17 protein-coding genes are annotated in these 18449 nt (G+C 65.4%); 13 read left to right on the top strand and 4 right to left on the bottom strand.

Features of this window, described 5'->3' with window-relative positions; translation table 11 throughout:
* Positions 1 to 18: 18 nt before the first annotated feature.
* From AC1RMG_RS26265 to AC1RMG_RS26210, 12 genes are all read left to right on the top strand, one after another.
* Positions 19 to 1323 carry a DUF3426 domain-containing protein gene (locus AC1RMG_RS26265; protein WP_053148860.1) on the top strand — a complete coding sequence of 435 codons (1305 nt, stop codon included), beginning with the start codon at positions 19 to 21 and terminating at the stop codon, positions 1321 to 1323.
* Positions 1324 to 1518: 195 nt separating this feature from the next.
* Positions 1519 to 2532, top strand: a complete 1014-nt coding sequence (gene dusB / locus AC1RMG_RS26260; protein ID WP_152685915.1) for a tRNA dihydrouridine synthase DusB — start codon at positions 1519 to 1521, stop codon at positions 2530 to 2532.
* On the top strand, positions 2529 to 2849 hold the full coding sequence (fis, locus tag AC1RMG_RS26255) for a DNA-binding transcriptional regulator Fis (RefSeq protein ID WP_003186237.1): 321 nt from the start codon (positions 2529 to 2531) through the stop codon (positions 2847 to 2849). Before dusB ends, fis begins: the two co-directional genes overlap by 4 nt.
* Before the next feature lie 82 nt (positions 2850 to 2931).
* The gene (purH, locus tag AC1RMG_RS26250) at positions 2932 to 4539 is read left to right on the top strand and encodes a bifunctional phosphoribosylaminoimidazolecarboxamide formyltransferase/IMP cyclohydrolase (RefSeq protein ID WP_065364915.1); all 1608 of its coding nucleotides are present in this window, start codon (positions 2932 to 2934) and stop codon (positions 4537 to 4539) included.
* A 189-nt stretch (positions 4540 to 4728) separates the two neighbouring features.
* Entirely contained in the window at positions 4729 to 6018 is a 1290-nt protein-coding gene (gene purD / locus AC1RMG_RS26245) for a phosphoribosylamine--glycine ligase (RefSeq protein WP_011059035.1), read from the top strand.
* A 98-nt stretch (positions 6019 to 6116) separates the two neighbouring features.
* Positions 6117 to 8903, top strand: a complete 2787-nt coding sequence (locus tag AC1RMG_RS26240) for a hybrid sensor histidine kinase/response regulator (protein ID WP_493170580.1) — start codon at positions 6117 to 6119, stop codon at positions 8901 to 8903.
* Between the two features lie 64 nt (positions 8904 to 8967).
* On the top strand, positions 8968 to 9564 hold the full coding sequence (locus AC1RMG_RS26235) for a MarC family protein (RefSeq protein ID WP_011059033.1): 597 nt from the start codon (positions 8968 to 8970) through the stop codon (positions 9562 to 9564).
* Positions 9565 to 9602: 38 nt separating this feature from the next.
* Positions 9603 to 10511 carry a hypothetical protein gene (locus AC1RMG_RS26230; protein ID WP_053148854.1) on the top strand — a complete coding sequence of 303 codons (909 nt, stop codon included), beginning with the start codon at positions 9603 to 9605 and terminating at the stop codon, positions 10509 to 10511.
* Positions 10512 to 10514: 3 nt separating this feature from the next.
* Entirely contained in the window at positions 10515 to 11192 is a 678-nt protein-coding gene (locus AC1RMG_RS26225; RefSeq protein WP_011059031.1) for a hypothetical protein, read from the top strand.
* Between the two features lie 33 nt (positions 11193 to 11225).
* Positions 11226 to 11678, top strand: coding sequence for a hypothetical protein (locus AC1RMG_RS26220; protein ID WP_493170577.1), 453 nt, complete (start codon positions 11226 to 11228; stop codon positions 11676 to 11678).
* Between the two features lie 27 nt (positions 11679 to 11705).
* On the top strand, positions 11706 to 12251 hold the full coding sequence (locus tag AC1RMG_RS26215) for a CPCC family cysteine-rich protein (protein WP_493170575.1): 546 nt from the start codon (positions 11706 to 11708) through the stop codon (positions 12249 to 12251).
* Positions 12248 to 12691, top strand: a complete 444-nt coding sequence (locus tag AC1RMG_RS26210) for an SMI1/KNR4 family protein (protein WP_065364911.1) — start codon at positions 12248 to 12250, stop codon at positions 12689 to 12691. Before AC1RMG_RS26215 ends, AC1RMG_RS26210 begins: the two co-directional genes overlap by 4 nt.
* Positions 12692 to 12709: 18 nt before the next feature.
* Here AC1RMG_RS26210 and cobJ read toward each other — a convergent pair whose 3' ends face one another.
* From cobJ to cobG, 4 genes are read right to left on the bottom strand one after another with little or no spacing between them, the layout of a single operon-like run.
* Positions 12710 to 14431 (bottom strand): precorrin-3B C(17)-methyltransferase, encoded by a 1722-nt coding sequence (cobJ, locus tag AC1RMG_RS26205; RefSeq protein WP_493170573.1) that lies wholly within the window; start codon positions 14429 to 14431, stop codon positions 12710 to 12712.
* Complete coding sequence (locus AC1RMG_RS26200; RefSeq protein WP_026020077.1) at positions 14431 to 15162, bottom strand: precorrin-2 C(20)-methyltransferase; 732 nt, start codon at positions 15160 to 15162, stop codon at positions 14431 to 14433. The genes cobJ and AC1RMG_RS26200 overlap by 1 nt, the downstream gene beginning before the upstream one ends.
* A complete protein-coding gene (locus AC1RMG_RS26195) occupies positions 15162 to 15788 on the bottom strand; it encodes a precorrin-8X methylmutase (protein WP_011059025.1) in 627 nt (208 codons plus the stop codon). Before AC1RMG_RS26195 ends, AC1RMG_RS26200 begins: the two co-directional genes overlap by 1 nt.
* On the bottom strand, positions 15781 to 17094 hold the full coding sequence (gene cobG, locus AC1RMG_RS26190) for a precorrin-3B synthase (protein ID WP_493170571.1): 1314 nt from the start codon (positions 17092 to 17094) through the stop codon (positions 15781 to 15783). Before cobG ends, AC1RMG_RS26195 begins: the two co-directional genes overlap by 8 nt.
* A gap of 137 nt (positions 17095 to 17231) precedes the next feature.
* Between cobG and AC1RMG_RS26185 the strand changes: the two genes are divergently transcribed.
* Positions 17232 to 18446: a bifunctional cobalt-precorrin-7 (C(5))-methyltransferase/cobalt-precorrin-6B (C(15))-methyltransferase gene (locus AC1RMG_RS26185; protein ID WP_011059024.1), complete on the top strand. Its 1215-nt coding sequence runs from the start codon at positions 17232 to 17234 to the stop codon at positions 18444 to 18446.
* The last annotated feature ends 3 nt before the right edge of the window (positions 18447 to 18449 follow it).

Here is an 18449-nt window from a genome sequence, read left to right as displayed (position 1 = left end):
CATAATCCGGATGGCCGCATGACCGACAGTTTCGTCACCCAGTGCCCGCATTGCCAAACCCGCTTCCGCGTCAGCCACGCCCAGTTGAGCGTGGCCCGTGGAGTGGTTCGCTGTGGCTCCTGCCTGCAGGTGTTCAACGCCGCACGGCAGTTGCTCGAGCAGCGCGCGGCCAAGGAAGCTGCCACCTCGAAAGCCGCTGCCAAACCCGTAGCGCCACCGGCTGCTCCCGCAGCGACCGTGGCGCCGGCACCGGCGGCACCCGAGCCGGATCTGCCACCCCCCGCGGCCCCTGCCGCTCCTCAGCGCGCCATCAGCCAGAAGCAATGGTCGGCCGCCGAGATGGACCTGGATCACCTGGACCTCGATGAGGAACTGGCCAAGCTCGAACAGCGTGAAATCCAGCCAGCCAAGGCCTTTGGCCAGGAACGCGAGCACAAGGAAGGCAGCCTCAGCGCCCGGCGCGACACCCAGGACGCCGACGAGGCGCACTGGCCGGACGGACTGTTCGGCAGCGCCGCCGAACGGGACGACAGCGAGCCTTCGCCCCCCAAGGTGCAACCGGACGACGCCGAACCCAGCGCCGAACCACCCAAGCCCAGCCGCACCGAACCGTCGCTGTCGTTCAACCTCGCGGACCTGGACGACGAACCCCAGGCGCCCAGGTTGCGCCTGGACGATGACCTGGAACCTCACTCGCCTGCCAACCCGGACGACCAGGACGACGAGCCCGCCGTCTCCGGCAAGAAGCGCCGCGAGCGCAACGAGCCCGGGGTCAAGGAAGAGGTGCTGCTGGACCTGGTGGACGACCCGCTCCACCTCGACTGGCAGAAGCGCCGCTCGCCCTGGGGCAAGCGCCTGCTCTGGCTGCTGCTGATCCTGCTGGCCGCCGGCGGCCTGGTGGGACAATACGTCGCCTATCACTTTGATGAGCTGGCCCGCCAGGACCAGTACCGCCCCTGGTTCCAGCAACTGTGCCCGGAATTCGGCTGCACGGTACCTTCCCGGGTCGACATCGCCCGGATCAAGAGCAGCAACCTGGTGGTACGCAGCCATCCGGAATTCAGCGGCGCCCTGGTGGTGGACGCCATCATCTATAACCGCGCGCCCTTCTCCCAACCCTTCCCGCTGCTTGAGCTGCGCTTCGCCGACCTCAACGGCCACCTGATCGCCAGCCGCAGCTTCAAGCCCGGGGAATACCTGGGCGGTGACTTGCAGGATGCGGCGGAAATGCCGCCGCAGACCCCGATTCACATCGCCCTGGATATTCTTGACCCCGGCCCGAAAGCGGTGAACTACAGTCTGAGTTTCCACTCGCCTGAGTGAATCGGCTGCACAAGTTCACGGACGACTCTGGATTAACGACAGTTTTATGACTGTTTCGCCTGGATTGCTTCCAGGACGTTACAGAAGAACTGTTCAGATTTTATCCAATTCAGCCTTTATCCGGTCATCGAGAGCGGGTATCATGCCAACCCTTTTTCGAACTCTCATGATCCGGCCCCACAACAGGGAAGTCCTATGTCGGCGGTACGCATCGGCCCATATACAGTGCACAACGGTTTGATTCTCGCCCCGATGGCGGGGGTTACAGACCAGCCCTTTCGTCAGCTTTGCAAGCAATTGGGCGCGGGCCTTGTAGTCTCGGAAATGGTCACCAGCGACATGAGCTTGTGGAACAGCCGCAAATCGCGGTTGCGCATGATCCACGAAGGCGATCCCGAGCCCCGCTCGGTGCAGATTGCCGGGGGTGATGCACAGATGCTGGCAGACGCCGCCCGCGCCAACGTCGAGTTGGGCGCACAGATTATTGATATCAACATGGGTTGCCCGGCCAAGAAGGTCTGCAACAAGGCCGCCGGCTCCGCGTTGCTGAAGGACGAAGCCCTGGTCAACGAGATTCTCCAGGCAGTAGTGGCCGCTGTGGATGTACCGGTCACCCTGAAGATCCGCACCGGCTGGGACCGGGAGAACAAGAACGGCATGACGGTGGCGAAGATCGCCGAGCAGGCCGGCATCACGGCACTGGCGGTCCATGGTCGGACCCGGGCCGACCTGTACACCGGTGAAGCCGAGTACGACACCATTGCCGCGATCAAGCAGGCGGTGTCGATCCCGGTCTTTGCCAATGGCGATATCGACTCGCCGGAAAAGGCCCGGCGGGTGTTGCACGCCACCGGCGCCGACGGGCTGTTGATCGGCCGGGCCGCCCAGGGGCGGCCATGGATTTTTCGTGAGATCGAACACTTCCTCAGTACCGGTGAAACCCTCCCGGCACCGGAGCTGTTCGAGGTGGAACGTATTCTGCTAGAGCACCTGGCCGCGCTGCATGCCTTCTATGGAGATGTCATGGGCGTACGCATTGCGCGCAAGCATGTGGGCTGGTATCTCGCAACCCTGCCGGGCGCCAGGGAGTTTCGCGCCCACTTCAATCGTTTGGAAGATACGGAAGCACAATGCGCCAACGTTCGTGAGTTCTTTGCCGGACGTTACAAGAGCCTGGAAACAGGGGACGGAGAGGGGGTGGCCGCATGACGATGATGACCGAGACTTTAGTGAGTGGAACAACACCCGTGAGCGACAACGTGAATTTGAAACAGCACCTCAATACACCCAGCGAAGAAGGCCAGACCCTTCGCGGGAGTGTCGAGAAGGCGCTGCACAATTATTTCGCCCACCTTGAGGGCGCTGCCGTCACGGACGTGTACAACCTGGTGCTCTCCGAAGTCGAGGCTCCGTTGCTCGAAAGCGTGATGAACTACGTCAAGGGCAACCAGACCAAGGCCAGCGAACTCCTGGGTCTGAACCGCGGTACCCTGCGCAAGAAACTCAAGCAGTACGATTTGCTGTAAGCATTCAATCAAACCAGAAAGGCGCCCGCGTAAAAAACGGTCGCCTTTTTTGCTGACTCCTTTGCTTTTGATGGAAATTGAGATGACCGACCAGACTACCCGCCTGCCGATCCGCCGCGCCTTGATCAGTGTTTCCGACAAGACCGGGATCCTCGAATTCGCCAAGGAGCTGGAAGCCCTTGGTGTGGAGATCCTCTCCACCGGCGGGACCTTCAAACTGCTGCAGGACAACGGCGTGTCCGCAGTGGAAGTCGCGGATTACACCGGTTTCGCGGAAATGATGGATGGCCGGGTGAAGACCCTGCACCCGAAAATCCACGGCGGTATCCTCGGCCGTCGCGGCATTGACGACGCCATCATGAACGAGCACGGGATCAAGCCGATCGACCTGGTCGCGGTCAACCTCTACCCGTTCGAAGCCACCATCAACAAGCCTGGCTGCGACCTGCCGACCGCCATCGAGAACATCGACATCGGCGGCCCGACCATGGTCCGCTCGGCGGCCAAGAACCATAAGGACGTGGCCATCGTGGTCAATGCCAGCGACTACGCCGGCGTCCTGGAAAGCCTCAAGGCCGGTGGCCTGACTTACGCCCAGCGCTTCGACCTGATGCTCAAGGCCTTCGAACACACCGCTGCGTACGACGGCATGATCGCCAACTACATGGGCACCGTGAACCAGGCCGCCGAAACCCTCAGCACAGAAGATCGCAGCGAATTCCCGCGCACCTTCAACAGCCAGTTCATCAAGGCCCAGGAAATGCGCTACGGCGAGAACCCGCACCAGAGCGCGGCGTTCTACGTTGAGGCCAAGCCTGCTGAAGTCGGCATCGCCACCGCGACCCAACTGCAAGGCAAAGAGCTGTCCTACAACAACGTGGCCGACACCGACGCCGCGCTGGAATGCGTGAAGAGCTTCGTCAAGCCGGCCTGCGTCATCGTCAAGCACGCCAACCCGTGCGGCGTGGCGGTCAGCCCGGACGCTGAAGGCGGTATCCGCCAGGCGTACGAACTGGCCTACGCCACCGACACCGAATCGGCCTTCGGCGGCATCATCGCCTTCAACCGCGAGCTGGATGCAGCCACCGCCAAGGCCATCGTCGAGCGTCAGTTCGTCGAAGTGATCATTGCCCCATCCGTGAGTGAAGAAGCCCGCGCCATCGTCGCTGCCAAGGCCAACGTGCGCCTGCTGGCCTGCGGCCAGTGGTCGGCTGAGCGCGCTGCGGCCTGGGATTACAAGCGCGTCAACGGCGGCCTGCTGGTGCAGAGCCGCGACATCGGCATGATCAGTGCCGATGACCTGAAAGTCGTGACCAAGCGCGCCCCGACCGAGCAAGAGATCAACGACCTGATCTTCGCCTGGAAAGTCGCCAAGTACGTCAAGTCCAACGCCATCGTCTACGCCAAGAACCGCCAGACCATCGGTGTCGGCGCCGGCCAGATGAGCCGCGTGAACTCCGCGCGAATCGCCGCCATCAAGGCCGAGCACGCCGGCTTGCAAGTCGCCGGTTCGGTCATGGCCTCCGATGCGTTCTTCCCGTTCCGCGACGGCCTGGACAACGCCGCCAAGGTCGGCATCACCGCGGTGATCCAGCCCGGCGGCTCGATGCGTGACAACGAAGTGATTGCCGCGGCCGACGAAGCGGGCATTGCCATGGTGTTCACCGGCATGCGCCACTTCCGTCACTGATACGACAACGGTCGCACTGACACCGGCATCTGCTGCGTTGGAGCCCACCTCGATGATGCTCATTGCCAACAGGCAACTGCGCTCATCGAGGTGGGCTCCGCCTTGCATCTACCACTGTCATTGCAACCTCCTGAGGCGTCCAGCTCTTCAGGTTCCAAAACAGAATTAGCGTCATCCGAGGTTTTTGAAATGAATGTACTGATCATTGGTAGCGGCGGTCGTGAACACGCTCTGGCCTGGAAAGTCGCTCAGGACCCACGGGTTCAGAAAGTGTTCGTCGCCCCAGGCAACGCCGGCACCGCCATCGAGGCCAAGTGCGAGAACGTCGCCATCGACGTCCTGGCCCTGGAGCAGCTTGCAGACTTTGCTCAGAAGAATGTGTCCCTGACCATCGTCGGCCCGGAAGTGCCGCTGGTGGCTGGCGTGGTCGACCTGTTCCGCTCCCGTGGCCTGGACTGCTTCGGCCCGACTGCCGGTGCTGCGCAGCTGGAAGGTTCGAAAGCCTTCACCAAGGATTTCCTCGCCCGCCACAAGATCCCTACTGCCGACTATCAGAACTTCACCGAGATCGAGCCGGCCCTGGCTTACCTGCGTGAAAAAGGCGCCCCGATCGTGATCAAGGCCGACGGCCTGGCCGCCGGCAAAGGCGTGATCGTGGCCATGACCCTGGCCGAAGCCGAGGAAGCGGTGCGCGACATGCTGGCCGGCAATGCCTTCGGCGACGCCGGTTCCCGCGTGGTGATCGAGGAGTTCCTCGACGGCGAGGAAGCCAGCTTCATCGTCATGGTCGACGGCAAGAACGTGCTGCCCATGGCCACCAGCCAGGACCACAAGCGCGTCGGCGACGGCGACACTGGCCCCAATACCGGTGGCATGGGCGCCTACTCCCCGGCACCGGTGGTCACTTCAGAAGTGCACCAGCGGGTGATGGATCTGGTGATCTGGCCCACCGTGCGCGGCATGGCCGAGGAAGGCAACGTCTACACCGGCTTCCTCTATGCCGGGCTGATGATCGACAAGGCCGGCAACCCGAAAGTCATCGAGTTCAACTGCCGCTTCGGCGATCCGGAAACCCAACCGGTGATGCTGCGCCTGCAATCGAGCCTGGTGCTGCTGGTGGAAGCCGCCCTGGCCCAGGCCCTGGACAAGGTCGAAGCGCAGTGGGACCCACGCCCGAGCCTGGGTATCGTTCTGGCGGCAGGCGGCTATCCTGGTGACTATGCCAAGGGCGCGGCCATCACTGGCCTGGACGCCGCGGCAGCACTGGAAGGCAAGGTGTTCCACGCCGGTACCGCACTCAAGGATGGCCAGGTCGTGACCTCCGGCGGCCGGGTACTGTGCGCTACCGCCATGGGTGACAGTGTCGACGCGGCTCAGCAACAGGCCTACCGCCTGGCGGCCGAGATCGACTGGCAGGGCTGCTTCTACCGCAAGGACATCGGCTACCGCGCCATTGCCCGCGAGCGCGGCCAGGAGTAAGGCTGTCGTTGACCCCGGCAAGGGCACACGCCCTTGCCGTGCGGTCATTACGCCGCGCATAGTTATAATCAGGCATCAACCAACGAAGGGATTTCGCCGTGCGCTGGCTCAGGATTGCCCTAGGCTTCACCGTCACCTTGCTGACCCTGCTCTGCTTGAACCCGGCCCTGGCCGCTCAAGGCAGTGGCTGGGCGGTTTTGCTCGACGAACAGGCCGACCTGCAGCTCAGTGACATCCGCTCCCCGCGCTACACCAACCAGTTCAGCCCGATCGAGCTGGACAAGCTTACCGCCGCCGAGCCCGATGGCGCCCTGTGGCTACGCTTCAAGCTGCAACCGGGAACCCATGAGCAGATCCTGCGGATCTTCGCCCCCGACCTGTCCCACCTGAACCTCTACGTGCTCGAAGGCGACAAGCTGATCGAGCAAGTGAACACCGGCTCCGGCCCGTCGCAGGCGCAAAAGCCCCTGCCCAGCAGCGACTTCATGCTGCCGCTGCCGCAAAGCGCCAAGCCACTGGACGTCTATGTACGCCTGGTGTCCGAACACGAACTGCGCCCCTTCATCACCCTGCAATCGGCGGTGATGGGCGCGGCCGACCAGAGCCAGACGCTGATCTACGGCCTGCTGTTCGGCTGCCTGGCGATGCTGATCCTGCACAACCTCACCCGCTTCGCCTACACCCGTTCGCGCAGCAGCCTGTGGCTGGCAGCCTGCGAAGGGCTGCTGACCCTCAGCCTGCTGATGCTGCTGAACCTGTTCGGGCCCTGGCTCCCGGCCTGGGAAGCCCTGCAGACGCCGGGGGCCTATATCGCCCTGCTGCTGACCGCGCCCTGCGGGATGATGTTCGCCTACCGCTTTTTCACCCCTCTGGGCGCGCATCCGCTGAACCGCCTGCTGCTGGGCAACATCCTGCTGATCAGCCTGTTCGGCCTGTTGCTGCTGTTCGTCGATACCCTGCCGCTGAACATCATCACCTACGGCCTGGTGGCCCTGGCCGGCCTGAGCATGCTGTTCGTCGGCGGCTATCACTGGCACAAGGGCTATCGCCCGGCGCGCCTGTTCGTCGCCGCCATGGTGATCTTCAACCTCGGCACCCTGGTGATCCTGCCGGCCCTGCTGGGGCTGACCCTGGTGGCCCCGCAAGGCCTGATCGTCACCCTCTTGAGCGTGGTGTGCATCGCCGGGCTGCTGATGAGCATTGCCCTGGGCGAGCGCCAGCGCAACATCACCGAGAACCGCTTCAGCGTCAGCCGCGACCTGGCCGCCAGCACCGCCGAGGTCAATGCCAAGGCCGAGTTCCTGGCCAAGATCAGCCACGAGATCCGCACCCCGATGAACGGCGTGCTGGGCATGACCGAGCTGCTGCTGGGCACCCCGCTGTCGGTCAAGCAGCGCGATTACGTGCAGACCATCCACAGTGCCGGCAACGAGCTGCTGACCCTGATCAACGAGATCCTCGACATCTCCAAGCTGGAGTCCGGGCAGATCGAACTGGACGATGTGCAGTTCGACCTCAACGCCCTGATCGAAGACTGCCTGAGCATCTTCCGGGCCAAGGCCGAACAGCAGAACGTCGAGCTGATCAGTTTCATCCAGCCCCAGGTGCCACGGGTCATCAGCGGTGACCCGACACGCCTGCGCCAGGCCCTGCTGAGCCTGTTGGAAAATGCCCTGAAGAAGACCGATGAAGGCGAAGTGCTGATCGTCGTCGCCCTCGACGAGCGCAGCAGCAAACCGCGCCTGCGCATCGCCGTGCAGGACAGCGGCCAGCCGATGGAGGCCGAAGAGCGCGAAGCCCTGCTGCACACCGAGCTGCACAGCAAGAACTTCCTCGCCACCACCCGCCTGGGGGGCAACCTGGGGCTGGTGATCGCCCGTCAACTGATCCTGCTGATGCATGGCGAGTTCGGCATCAAGAGCGGCACCAACCAGGGCAGCACCCTGTGGCTGACCCTGCCCCTGGATGCCGAGCGCCTGGAACACCCGACCGCCGACCTCGACGGCCCCCTGCAGGGCGCGCGGGTACTGGTGGTGGACGACAACGACACCTGCCGCAAGGTGCTGGTACAGCAGTGCAGTGCCTGGGGCCTGAACGTCAGCGCCGTGCCATCGGGCAAGGAAGCCCTGGCCCTGCTACGCACCAAGGCGCACCTGCGGGACTACTTCGACGTGGTATTGCTGGACCAGAACATGCCCGGCATGACCGGCATGCAACTGGCGGCGAAGATCAAGGAAGACCCGAGCCTGAACCACGACATCCTGCTGATCATGCTCACCGGCATCAGCAATGCGCCGAGCAAGGTGATTGCACGCAATGCCGGGATCAAGCGCATCCTCGCCAAGCCAGTGGCCGGCTACACCCTCAAGACCACCCTGGCGGACGAACTCAATCAGCGCGACAAGGCCCCCGCCGCCCCCTACAACCAGCCGGCGCACGCTGCCCAGGCCCCGGCGCCAGTCACCGTGCCCAGCGACTTCCGCATCCTGGTGGCCGAGGACAACAGTATTTCCACCAAGGTCATCCGCGGCATGCTCGGCAAGCTCAACCTGCAGCCCGATACCGCCAGCAACGGCGAGGAAGCCTTGCAGGCAATGAAAGCCAACCGCTACGACCTGGTACTGATGGACTGCGAAATGCCGGTGCTCGACGGCTTCTCCGCCACCCAGCAACTGCGCGCCTGGGAAGTCGGCAACCAGCGGGTACGCACCCCGGTAGTGGCGCTCACCGCGCACATCCTCGCCGAGCACAAGGAGCGCGCGCGCCAGGCCGGCATGGACGGGCACATGGCCAAGCCCGTGGAGCTCTCGCAACTGCGGGAACTGGTGGAACACTGGGTGACCCAGCGCGACCTGCGCGAGCGCAGCACCGCGCACACCAGTTGAGCCGACAGGCTCTGCGGCGCCTGTTAAACTCTCGCTCGCCCTCCTTTAGTCGTGAGCTCCCACCATGCTCCACGTGCTGTTCAGCGTTTACCTGAAGATGCTGGTGCTCTACAGCCCCTTCTTCGTGCTCTCGTGCTTCATCAGCCTGACCCGCGGCTATTCGCTCAAGGAGCGCCGGCGCCTGGCCTGGAAAGTGGCCCTGGCGACCCTGGTCTCCAGCATCCTGCTGTACCTGTTCGGCCGGGTGATCTTCGGCGTGTTCGGCATCACCGTGGACGCCTTCCGCATCGGCGCCGGCAGTGTGCTGTTCATCTCTGCCCTGGGCATGGCCCAGGGCAAATCGGCGGTGCAGACCGACAACGTGCAGCAGGACGTGACCATAGTCCCGCTGACCATTCCCCTGACCGTGGGCCCGGGCACCATCGGCGCCCTGCTGGTGATGGGCGTCAGCCAGCCGCACTGGGACGACAAGCTCACCGCCATCCTCAGCATCGCCCTGGCCAGCCTCACCGTGGGGGTGGTGCTGTACCTGTCCAACCGCATCGAACGCATCCTCGGCGACCAGGGCTTGCAGATCGTCAGCCGGTTGATGGGACTGTTCGTCTGCGCCCTGGCGGCGCAGATCATCTTCACCGGGGTCAGGGGCTACCTGGTCCCTTAGGGCCCCGGCCACCCTCCCATCAAGCGACAGGCAACGGAATGCAGACTCTTCAACGACCCACTGGCACGGGCCCCGCCGCCGCGCGCGCCCTGTGCCTTGCGCAGATCGGGCGCGGCCTGGCCTGCCTGCTGGCCGGGCTCCTGCTCATGCCCCTCCCGGCACTGGCTGGCGAATCGCCCCAGGCCAAGCTCGAGGCCTGGCTGAACAAGACCAGTGAATCCATTGAGCGCTTTGGCGACTTCAAGGTGTACCACCGTCGGGACGGCAGCAGCCCCCGGGAAATCACCTACAAGGGCCAGCTCTATCGGCCGCTGAACGCCTGGCAGATCACCGATGTAAAACCCACCGGGGCGACCCGGGGCGGGCAACCGGTACTGCTGGCCACCACCATCGAATGGATGGGCGTCGGCACGGTGCTGATCGCCGTGCAGAACGACACGCCCCTGGCCCGCATCCTCAGCCCGGTCAAGAGCAAGAGCGAACCCGACTGGGGCCAGCCGCAACCCGGACGCAGCGACCTGCTGCTGTTTCCCGAGGGCGCGCGGGCCCTGGTGCCCTCCACCGGGCAAGTGCTGTGGTTCGACGAGCGGCTGCCCGGCTGGGGGTTCTCCCACTACGCCATGCTGGTGTCGGTGTCGCCGGACAACAGCAGTGCTGCGTTCCTCGGCAAGGAAGGGCTGCTGCTCAGTTCGGCGGAGCAGGGCGTGTATGCCCAGTTGCCGATCAGCAAGGAGCTGAACCTGAGCCAGCTCTGGCCCCTGTTCAACCAAGCCGGCGACCGCGCGCGAAAGGCCCTGGACGAAGGCCGGCGCATTGACCAGAGCCGCCTGCATCACGCCTTGCAGGTGGACTGGGTCGGCCGCCAGTTCAGCTGGCAGCAGGTGCAGGGAAGCTGGCAGCTCAAGGGGCTGGGCCTGAACTCCAGCCCGCTGAAGAAGGAGCATTGAGTGATGACCGTTCTACGTCCATGGCCCGCCCGACAGCTGCTGCAACTGACTACGGCCATGGTGCTGGCCGGTTGCGCCAGCCATGGCAGCGAGCAACCCAGCGATATACGCACCGAGCACGCCAAGGCCTCAGACGCGGTGCTGGAGCTTGAAGTCAGCTTCGCCAAAGCGCCGGACTACAAGCCTGAAACCCGCGGCCCCTATGCATCCAGCCAGTACGTGAAGATCGAGGGCGCACCGGCCCTGGAGATACCCTTCTACCAAAAAGGTATCGGCTTCGAACTGGGCGTGGTGGGTGACCCGCGGGCGCTGCTGGCCCTGCCCTACCCTTCGCCCAAGGCCGACTCATCGAGCAAGAACCTGCGGGTCATCGGCCAACGCCTGGACAGCACCCGCTACCGTTTTGTAGTGCTGCCGCTGTCGGGCTGGAACAGCCTCGACAGCTTCGAGGTGGCCTTCGCCCACAACGGCCGGCGCGAGGCCATGACCTTCACCTACAGCACGCAAGTGGCCTGCAACAGCAGCTTTGCGGTGACGACGCCGACCTACGGTTTCGCTATGTCGGTGGAGGCGCGCTTTCCCAAGGGCGTCCAGGGTTGCCTCAAGGCCTGTGATGCACGCCCCGAGTACGCCGGGCAATGCGCCTACAACTCCGGTTTTCGCCAGGTCTCGAACCTGTAGAAACCCCCTTCCAGCAGGAGCAGGAACCACCCAATGCCCTACAGCGCCGATGCCGCTTTCATTCAGGAACAATGGCTGGACGGGTGTTTCCCCCGGGAAAACACCCTGGTCCTCGGCAGCGGGTTCTACTGCCTGTTCGACCTGCCCTATGAACATCCCCGGCTGATCAACAACGTCTGGATGCCGGCCCTGGACTATCCCCAACAGGATGAGCCTGACTTCGTCACCACCCTGGGCTTGTGCACCGACGGTCCACAGTCGTTCTATGCCCGGGGTGGGGAGACGGCAGGCTACGGCGGCGATGGCTTCCTGGCCTTGCAGGAAAAAGGCTCGGATGCACTGATCTGGCTGGTTGCCCTGCGCGACACCAACCCCTTCAACCGAGTAGAGATCCAGGACCAGTACCTCCATGGCGAATCGACCTCCGGGGTCAGGGTACGAATACCCATTCAGCGCCCTGACCAATTGACCCTGACCTGGCCCTGAACCGCCCCCTCGAAAAGCCGAGCCCCCATGGAAAAACTCACCGCCAACGCAGCCATCGACCTTCTGAGCACACACAGGCTGCCCGGCCTCGACGTCGCCGCCCGGGCCTCCCATCTCTTGAACTGGTGGGGGATGGACAGCGACGACCTTGAGTTCGCAACACTGCCACCCAGCCTGCAACAACAGATCATGACCCAACCGGAGCCCCCGGAAGAGGTGCAAGACCCCCACTACGACGCGCTGCTGCTGATCGCCCTGCGCGCCGAATATCGCGGCGTGACCCACCTGTACCTGAGGCGCTGCCTGCGTGAAGCCGGGCTGGGTGACTACACCGTCAGCGCGAACATCGAGTGCCTGGAGGCCTGCCCCTGCTGCGGCTACCTGACCCTGGGCGCACGAGGCGAATACGAGATCTGCGACCTGTGCCACTGGGAAGACGACGGCAGCGAAGCGCTGGATGTGCCGAGCGGGCCGAACCATAAAACCCTGGGCCAGGCCCGGGAACAATTCACCCGCGACATGAACCATCTGCCGCTGGACAAATGGCCACGCGCCACCGAGTACCCGGCATGATTCCAGCGCCACTGATTGCCCTGATCGAAGCCCAGCCCCGCTACCGCCCGCTTCCTGAAAGCGCCGAGGTCACCCTGGCGCTGGAAGCCCTGGGCATTGCCCCGGACAGCGAGTTCGCACAGATCTACCTGGCCTGCCACCCCGCCGACTTCAGCAGCCGCGCCAGCGACGAAGTGCTCCTCGACATTGCCGGGCCCGGCGAGGAAGTTCGCATGGGCACCGAGTTCATCCATGAGGTCTGGGAGCTGCCAGAGAACTTTGTGGCCTTCACCTCATTGCAAGGCGAAGGCGGCTACTTGCTGGACAAGGACAGCGGCGGCGTCTGGGATTTCGACCTGGGCGACTGGGAAGCTTTCGTCGCCGGCCGCATCCCCGCCAGATGGGCCGGCTTCTTCGAATTCATCACCTGGCTGCTGACCGCCGAACCCAGCGACTCGTAGGAGCCGGCTTGCCGGCTCCTACAGGGGTTTATTGCCGTACCAGCGCGGGGTGTACACCCAGTCGCCGCCCCCGGCCCGAGGGAAGACGCAGGTGGTGGAGGAACCCACCAGCACCATGGTGCGCATGTCCACCTGCTCCGGGGTCAGCTCGCCCAGGGTGATGACCCGCAGGGTCTGGCCCGGGCGGCCAATGTCGCGCCCCAATACCACAGGGGTTTGCGGCGTACGGTGCTGGCGCACGATCTCCAGGGCCCGGCCCAGTTGCCAGGGCCGCGAGCGGGAAATCGGGTTGTAGAAGGCCAGGGCCAGATCGGCCTGGGAGGCGAGGTCCAGGCGCTTCTCGATGATGTCCCAGGGTTTGAGATTGTCCGACAGCGACAGCACGCAGAAGTCATGGCCCAGAGGCGCACCGGCCTGTGCCGCGGTAGCCAGGGAGGCGGAGACGCCCGGGAGGATCTCCAGATCGACGCTGTGCCAGGCCGGGTCGCTGGATTCGTGCAGGGCTTCGAGCACCGCCGCGGCCATGGCGAACACTCCCGGGTCGCCGGACGACACCACCACCACCGAACGGCCCTGGGCCGCCAGCTCGAAGGCGTGACGGGCGCGCTGCATCTCTTCGCGGTTATCGGTGCAGTGCATCACCTGGTCGGCGCGAAACGGACCGGCCATGCGCACGTAGGTTTCATAACCGAGAATGTCGTTGGCCCGGGCCAGTTCGGCTTTCACTGCCGGCACCATCAGCTCGGCGGCGCCAGGGCCGAGGCCGATCACGGCCAGACGCCCACGGGGACGGCCGATCTGCTCGGGGTCCAGGGGCTGGTTGGCCACGGCAATGGCGATGTCCTCGCCCACCTTCAGCGGCGGCAGCAATTGCGGCACGGCCTGTTGCGCCAGCTCGACGACGCTGTCGGCGGCCGGCAGGAAACGCAACGGTACGCCCAGTTGCGCCGCTGCCTGGTGCAGGGCACGGTCGGCCATGTCGCGGTCAGCGGCCAGCAGGCACGCCACCGACTGCACCGCGATGCGCGCCTGATGCAAAGCCTGGCGGATGTGGGTGGCCAGGTCGCTATCAGCTTCGCCGGCCAGTCGCTGCCCACGGCAGGCAACCAGCACGCTGCGGGGGTAGATCAACAGTTCATTGGCCACGGGCTCGCGCTCGGCTGAACCGACCCGGATGGTCAGGCGGGCCTGGTCGTCCTCGGGCAGCTTCGCTGCGGCCAGCCAGGGTGCTGCGCCTTCGATGCGCACGCTTTCGCCACCCAGCAGGTCGGAGACGAACCGCTTGCCCAGTTCCAGGTCGCCCAGGGCATAACCGCTGGGCGGGTTGAGCAGGCAGGTGCCGAAGCGCAGTTCACCACTGGTGGTAATGGCCGCGGCCACTCCAAGGCCCGCAGCGATTTCCCGGGCCATGCCATTGACGCCGCCCAGGCCGCCCAGCAGCGGCACCACGGCGCTGCCGTCTTCGGCCACCGCCAGCACCGGCGGCTCGGCGCCCTTTTCCAGCAGCAGCGGCGCCAGGGTGCGGATCACGATGCCGGCCGCACACAGGGCGATGATAGGCGTGTCCTGCTGATAGAGCTGGCGCAGGGTCGCGCCGAATTCGTGGTAGACCCGGTCGGCGCCTTCGACCCGTTCCGCCAGACCGTGGATCAACGAGTCGGGATACAGCCGCTGGATCTGCCGTGCGGTGTCGAGGCTGCCTTGGCCAAGGATGACGATGGCCGGAGTTGAACGGGCCATCAGCCTTGCCACCTTTCGCCGGGAACGATGATCAGCGAGAAATACGGCGAGGACATCGGCTCCACGTCATCCAGCGGCACGATCTTCTGGTTGGCCATGGTGGCGCGCTCGACGTACAGCGCACGCCGCGCCAGCCCCAGTTCTTCCAGGACCTGGCGCACCTTGGGGAAGTTGCGCCCCAGCTTCATCACCACCGCCGCATCGGCGTCCGCCAGGCGACGCTTGAGTTCCTCATGGGGCAGCACCCCGGAAAGCACCGACAGGCTCTGGTTGCGATACACCAGGGGCGCGCCCAGCACCGAAGCGCCGCCCAGCATCGAGCACACCCCCGGCACCACTTCGGCCTGGTAACGCTCGGCCAACCGGTCGTGCAGGTACATGTAGGAGCCGTAGAAGAACGGGTCGCCTTCGCAGATCACAGCCACGTCGCGGCCGGCGTCCAGGTGCTGCGCCAGCTCCTCGCTGGCGCTGTCGTAGAAGTCGCTGATCACTTGTTCGTAGGACAGCGGCGCCGGCAGCACCTCGGTGGTGACCGGGTACACCAGGGGCAGCAGGGTCTGGGCCTGTTGCAGATGCCCTTCGATGATGCCGAAGGCATTGCCCTTCTTGCCCTTGGCCACGAAGTAGGCCACCACCGGTGATTCGCGCAGCAGGCGCAGGGCCTTCAGGGTAATCAGTTCCGGGTCACCGGGGCCCACGCCAAGGCCGATCAAACGTCCGGGCTGCTGCATCATTCGACCTCCGTGGCCAGGGCATTGACCGCAGCCGCCGCCATGGCGCTGCCGCCCAGGCGGCCCTGCATGATCACGAAGGGCACCCCGCGGCTGTCGGCGGCGAGCATCGCCTTGGATTCGGCGGCACCGACGAAGCCCACCGGGAAGCCGAGGATCAGCGCCGGTTTCGGCGCGCCCGCATCGAGCATTTCCAGCAGGTAGAACAAAGCGGTGGGCGCGTTGCCGATCACCACCACGCTGCCTTCCAGGTGCGGGCGCCACAGCTCCAGGGCCGCAGCGGAACGGGTGTTGCCCAGCTCCCGGGCCAGCGCTGGCACGCTGTCGTCGCGCAGGGTGCAGATCACCTGGTTGTTGGCCGGCAAGCGGGCCCGGGTAATACCCTCGGAAACCATGCGCGCATCGCAGAGAATCGGTGCACCGGCCGCCAGGGCATCGCGCCCGGCCTTGCCGGCGCCCTCGGAAAACTGCAGGCCATCGACGGCCTCGACCATGCCGCAGGCATGGATCACCCGCACGGCGAGTTTCTCCAGGTCGGCGGGAATGCGCTCCAGCCGGGCTTCTTCGCGAATGATCGCGAAGGAGTTGCGATAGATCTCCTGACCGTCGCGGATGTAATCAAGCATCAAGGTTGCTCCGTGGGCGGGCATCGAGCAATGCCTCTGCCGCTTCAATAGAAAGGTTGCGTGCGTGCAGCGTGCCGAAACCCGGCTGCGTTGCATCGCGCAAATACAAGTCATAGCGCCCTGGGGCCACCGCCAGCAGGGTGGCCGGCGCCACATGAGCGGCGGCGCAGGAACGCGGGCAGGCGGACAGGTGCACATCCAGTTGGCGGGCATGGCGCTGGAGCAGTCCTGCCAGTTGCAGGGCGTCGCTTTTGGTGTCGGCCAGGGCCTTGCCGCAACCACTGGAACCGGTGCAGGCAATCAAGTGAGCCAAGGCCTGTTGCGGGCTGCACAGCAGGCCCAGTTGTTCCAGGGCTGCAGTGGCCGCCGGCGCATCCGCCGCGGCGATCGAGGGCAGCAGCAGGCTCTGCCAGGGGGTCAGGCGCAGGCTTGCGTCGCCGTACTCTCGGGCCAATTGCGCCGCGCCCTTGAGCATGGCCGGATCGAGCCGCCCCAGGGGCGTGCCCGCGCCAACATAGACCTGCCCGGGCGCAGCCTGTGGATAAGTACCGATGTGCAGCCTGGCGTCACTGGCCTGGCGCCGCCAGCCACCGATATTCAACAGCGGCCGGCTCAGGCGGGGCTCCAGTTGAGCGAGGAAATCCTCCCGCGACATGTCCATCAGCAGGTGACGCATGCGCGTCTGTTCCGGCCGCGCCAGGTCGAGAAACAGCTCCAGCACGGCCACCAGCAGCTCGTGGCCCAGGTCCTGCGCCACCGCCGCCAGGGGTTCATCCACCGGGCAGCCAGCCAGGCCGAACGCCAGCAGCCCCTGGCCGTCGCGCTCAAGGGCCGACAGCCACAGGTCATGGTGATGTTCGAGCATGGCCAGGGCTTCGCCACCGTCGAGCTGTACGGCGAACTTGGCCGACAGTTGGTGAAAGCGCGGATGGCCCTGCAAGGTGTCGAGAATCTGCGCGGCCAGGGGCCGCGTATCCATCAAGCACTGCCGATCGATCCCGGCGCAGGGGCTGAGCATCAGGTTGCGCACATCGTCACCGGCGGCAGTAGTCGGCCCAAGCCCGGCAGCCAGCAGTGCGGCGATCAGTGCCTGATGCTCCGGGCCGATGCCGCGAATCTGCAGGTTGGCGCGGTTGGTGGCCTCGATCACGCCACCGGCGTAAGCCTGCGCCGCCTCGGCCACTGCCACGGCCTGCTCCGCGCTGATGACGCCGCCAGCCAGCTTGATCCGGCAGATGCCACCGTCCAGCGCCGGGACGATGCGCAGCAACCCCGGGCAGGCCGAGGGGCGGATGGCAGTGGACATCGAGCGTTCGTTCAAGGGGTGACCGGCCGTGTGGGAAAAGCGCTTCGTCAGCGAAGGCGCGGTATTATGCCTGCTTTGTCCGAAGGCATGAAAAGCCTGCCTGTCGGAACAACAGGTTTTGCGTTCGAGGAATAGAGATGTCGCCCTGGCTGACAGTAGTGGGAATCGGTGAAGACGGCTTCAAGGGCCTTGGCAGAAATGCCCGGCACGCCCTGCTGGGCGCATCAAAGATCGTCGGCGCCCAACGCCAGCTGGACCTGCTGCCACCCTGCATCCGTGGCCAGCGCCAGCTGTGGCCCAGCCCGTTTTCCCTGGAGCCGGTGCTGAGCCAGCGTGGTGCTGCAGTCTGCGTCCTGGCCAGCGGTGACCCCATGCTGTTCGGCGTCGGCGCCAGCCTGGCGCGGCAGCTGCCCGCAGAGGAAATCCAGGTACTGTCCTTTCCTTCGTCCTATTCCCTGGCGGCTGCGCGCCTGGGCTGGCCTTTGCAGGAGGTGATCACGCTCTCTGTGGTCGCGCGGCCGATCAGCGCACTCAGCGCCCAACTGTCCGGCGGGGTACGCCTGCTGGTGCTGAGCAATGACGGCCACAGCCCGGCCGCCATCGCCGGCCTGCTGCGCGAGCGCGGTTTCGGCCCGAGCCGGATCAGCGTGCTGGAACACCTGGGCGGCCCCCTGGAGCGGCGCATCGACGGCACCGCCAATGACTGGGCCGACCCGGCAATCGCCGACCTCAACCTGCTGGCCATCGAATGCCTGGCCGAAGCCAGCACCCCGCGCCTGTCGCGGCTCGCCGGCCTGCCGGACTCGGCCTTTCGCCACGACGGCCAGTTGACCAAGCGCGACGTGCGGGCCATGACCCTGGCGCGCCTGGCACCGGTGCCCGGCGAGCTGCTCTGGGACGTGGGTGCCGGCAGCGGCTCCATCGGCATCGAGTGGATGCGTACCCACCCCAGCTGCCGCGCCCTGGCCATCGAGGCCGACGACGGCCGCCAGCAATTGATCGAACACAACCGCGAGGTACTCGGCGTGCCCGGGCTGCAACTGATACGCGGCCGCGCGCCCCAGGCACTGGCCGGGCTGGAACGCCCGGATGCGATCTTCATCGGTGGCGGCGTGACCCGCGAAGGCGTGCTGCAGGCCTGCTGGGAACAACTCAAGCCCGGCGGGCGCCTGGTGGCCAATGCCGTGACCCTGCAAAGCGAAATGACCCTGATGGACTGGCGAGAACGCCACGGCGGCGAGCTGACCCGCATCCACATCGCCCAGGCCCAGCCACTGGGAGAGTTCGACACCTGGCGCCAGGCCCTGCCGATCACCCTGCTGGACCTGCACAAGCCCCGGGACCTGCCATGAACC

Source organism: Pseudomonas sp. GW822-FHT04H02 (genome assembly GCF_058800645.1).
Note: the sequence above shows the minus strand (reverse complement) of the source record. Positions and strands in the feature narration are given on the sequence as shown.

What these genes read in the sequence shown, in the direction of transcription:
- AC1RMG_RS26265 (WP_053148860.1), top strand. Translation starts at nt 19, where the DNA reads ATGACCGACAGTTTCGTCACCCAGTGCCCGCATTGCCAAACCCGCTTC.
- dusB (WP_152685915.1), top strand. Translation starts at nt 1,519, where the DNA reads ATGTCGGCGGTACGCATCGGCCCATATACAGTGCACAACGGTTTGATT.
- fis (WP_003186237.1), top strand. Translation starts at nt 2,529, where the DNA reads ATGACGATGATGACCGAGACTTTAGTGAGTGGAACAACACCCGTGAGC.
- purH (WP_065364915.1), top strand. Translation starts at nt 2,932, where the DNA reads ATGACCGACCAGACTACCCGCCTGCCGATCCGCCGCGCCTTGATCAGT.
- purD (WP_011059035.1), top strand. Translation starts at nt 4,729, where the DNA reads ATGAATGTACTGATCATTGGTAGCGGCGGTCGTGAACACGCTCTGGCC.
- AC1RMG_RS26235 (WP_011059033.1), top strand. Translation starts at nt 8,968, where the DNA reads ATGCTCCACGTGCTGTTCAGCGTTTACCTGAAGATGCTGGTGCTCTAC.
- AC1RMG_RS26230 (WP_053148854.1), top strand. Translation starts at nt 9,603, where the DNA reads ATGCAGACTCTTCAACGACCCACTGGCACGGGCCCCGCCGCCGCGCGC.
- AC1RMG_RS26225 (WP_011059031.1), top strand. Translation starts at nt 10,515, where the DNA reads ATGACCGTTCTACGTCCATGGCCCGCCCGACAGCTGCTGCAACTGACT.
- AC1RMG_RS26220 (WP_493170577.1), top strand. Translation starts at nt 11,226, where the DNA reads ATGCCCTACAGCGCCGATGCCGCTTTCATTCAGGAACAATGGCTGGAC.
- AC1RMG_RS26215 (WP_493170575.1), top strand. Translation starts at nt 11,706, where the DNA reads ATGGAAAAACTCACCGCCAACGCAGCCATCGACCTTCTGAGCACACAC.
- AC1RMG_RS26210 (WP_065364911.1), top strand. Translation starts at nt 12,248, where the DNA reads ATGATTCCAGCGCCACTGATTGCCCTGATCGAAGCCCAGCCCCGCTAC.
- cobJ (WP_493170573.1), bottom strand. Translation starts at nt 14,431, where the DNA reads ATGGCCCGTTCAACTCCGGCCATCGTCATCCTTGGCCAAGGCAGCCTC.
- AC1RMG_RS26200 (WP_026020077.1), bottom strand. Translation starts at nt 15,162, where the DNA reads ATGCAGCAGCCCGGACGTTTGATCGGCCTTGGCGTGGGCCCCGGTGAC.
- AC1RMG_RS26195 (WP_011059025.1), bottom strand. Translation starts at nt 15,788, where the DNA reads ATGCTTGATTACATCCGCGACGGTCAGGAGATCTATCGCAACTCCTTC.
- cobG (WP_493170571.1), bottom strand. Translation starts at nt 17,094, where the DNA reads ATGTCCACTGCCATCCGCCCCTCGGCCTGCCCGGGGTTGCTGCGCATC.
- AC1RMG_RS26185 (WP_011059024.1), top strand. Translation starts at nt 17,232, where the DNA reads ATGTCGCCCTGGCTGACAGTAGTGGGAATCGGTGAAGACGGCTTCAAG.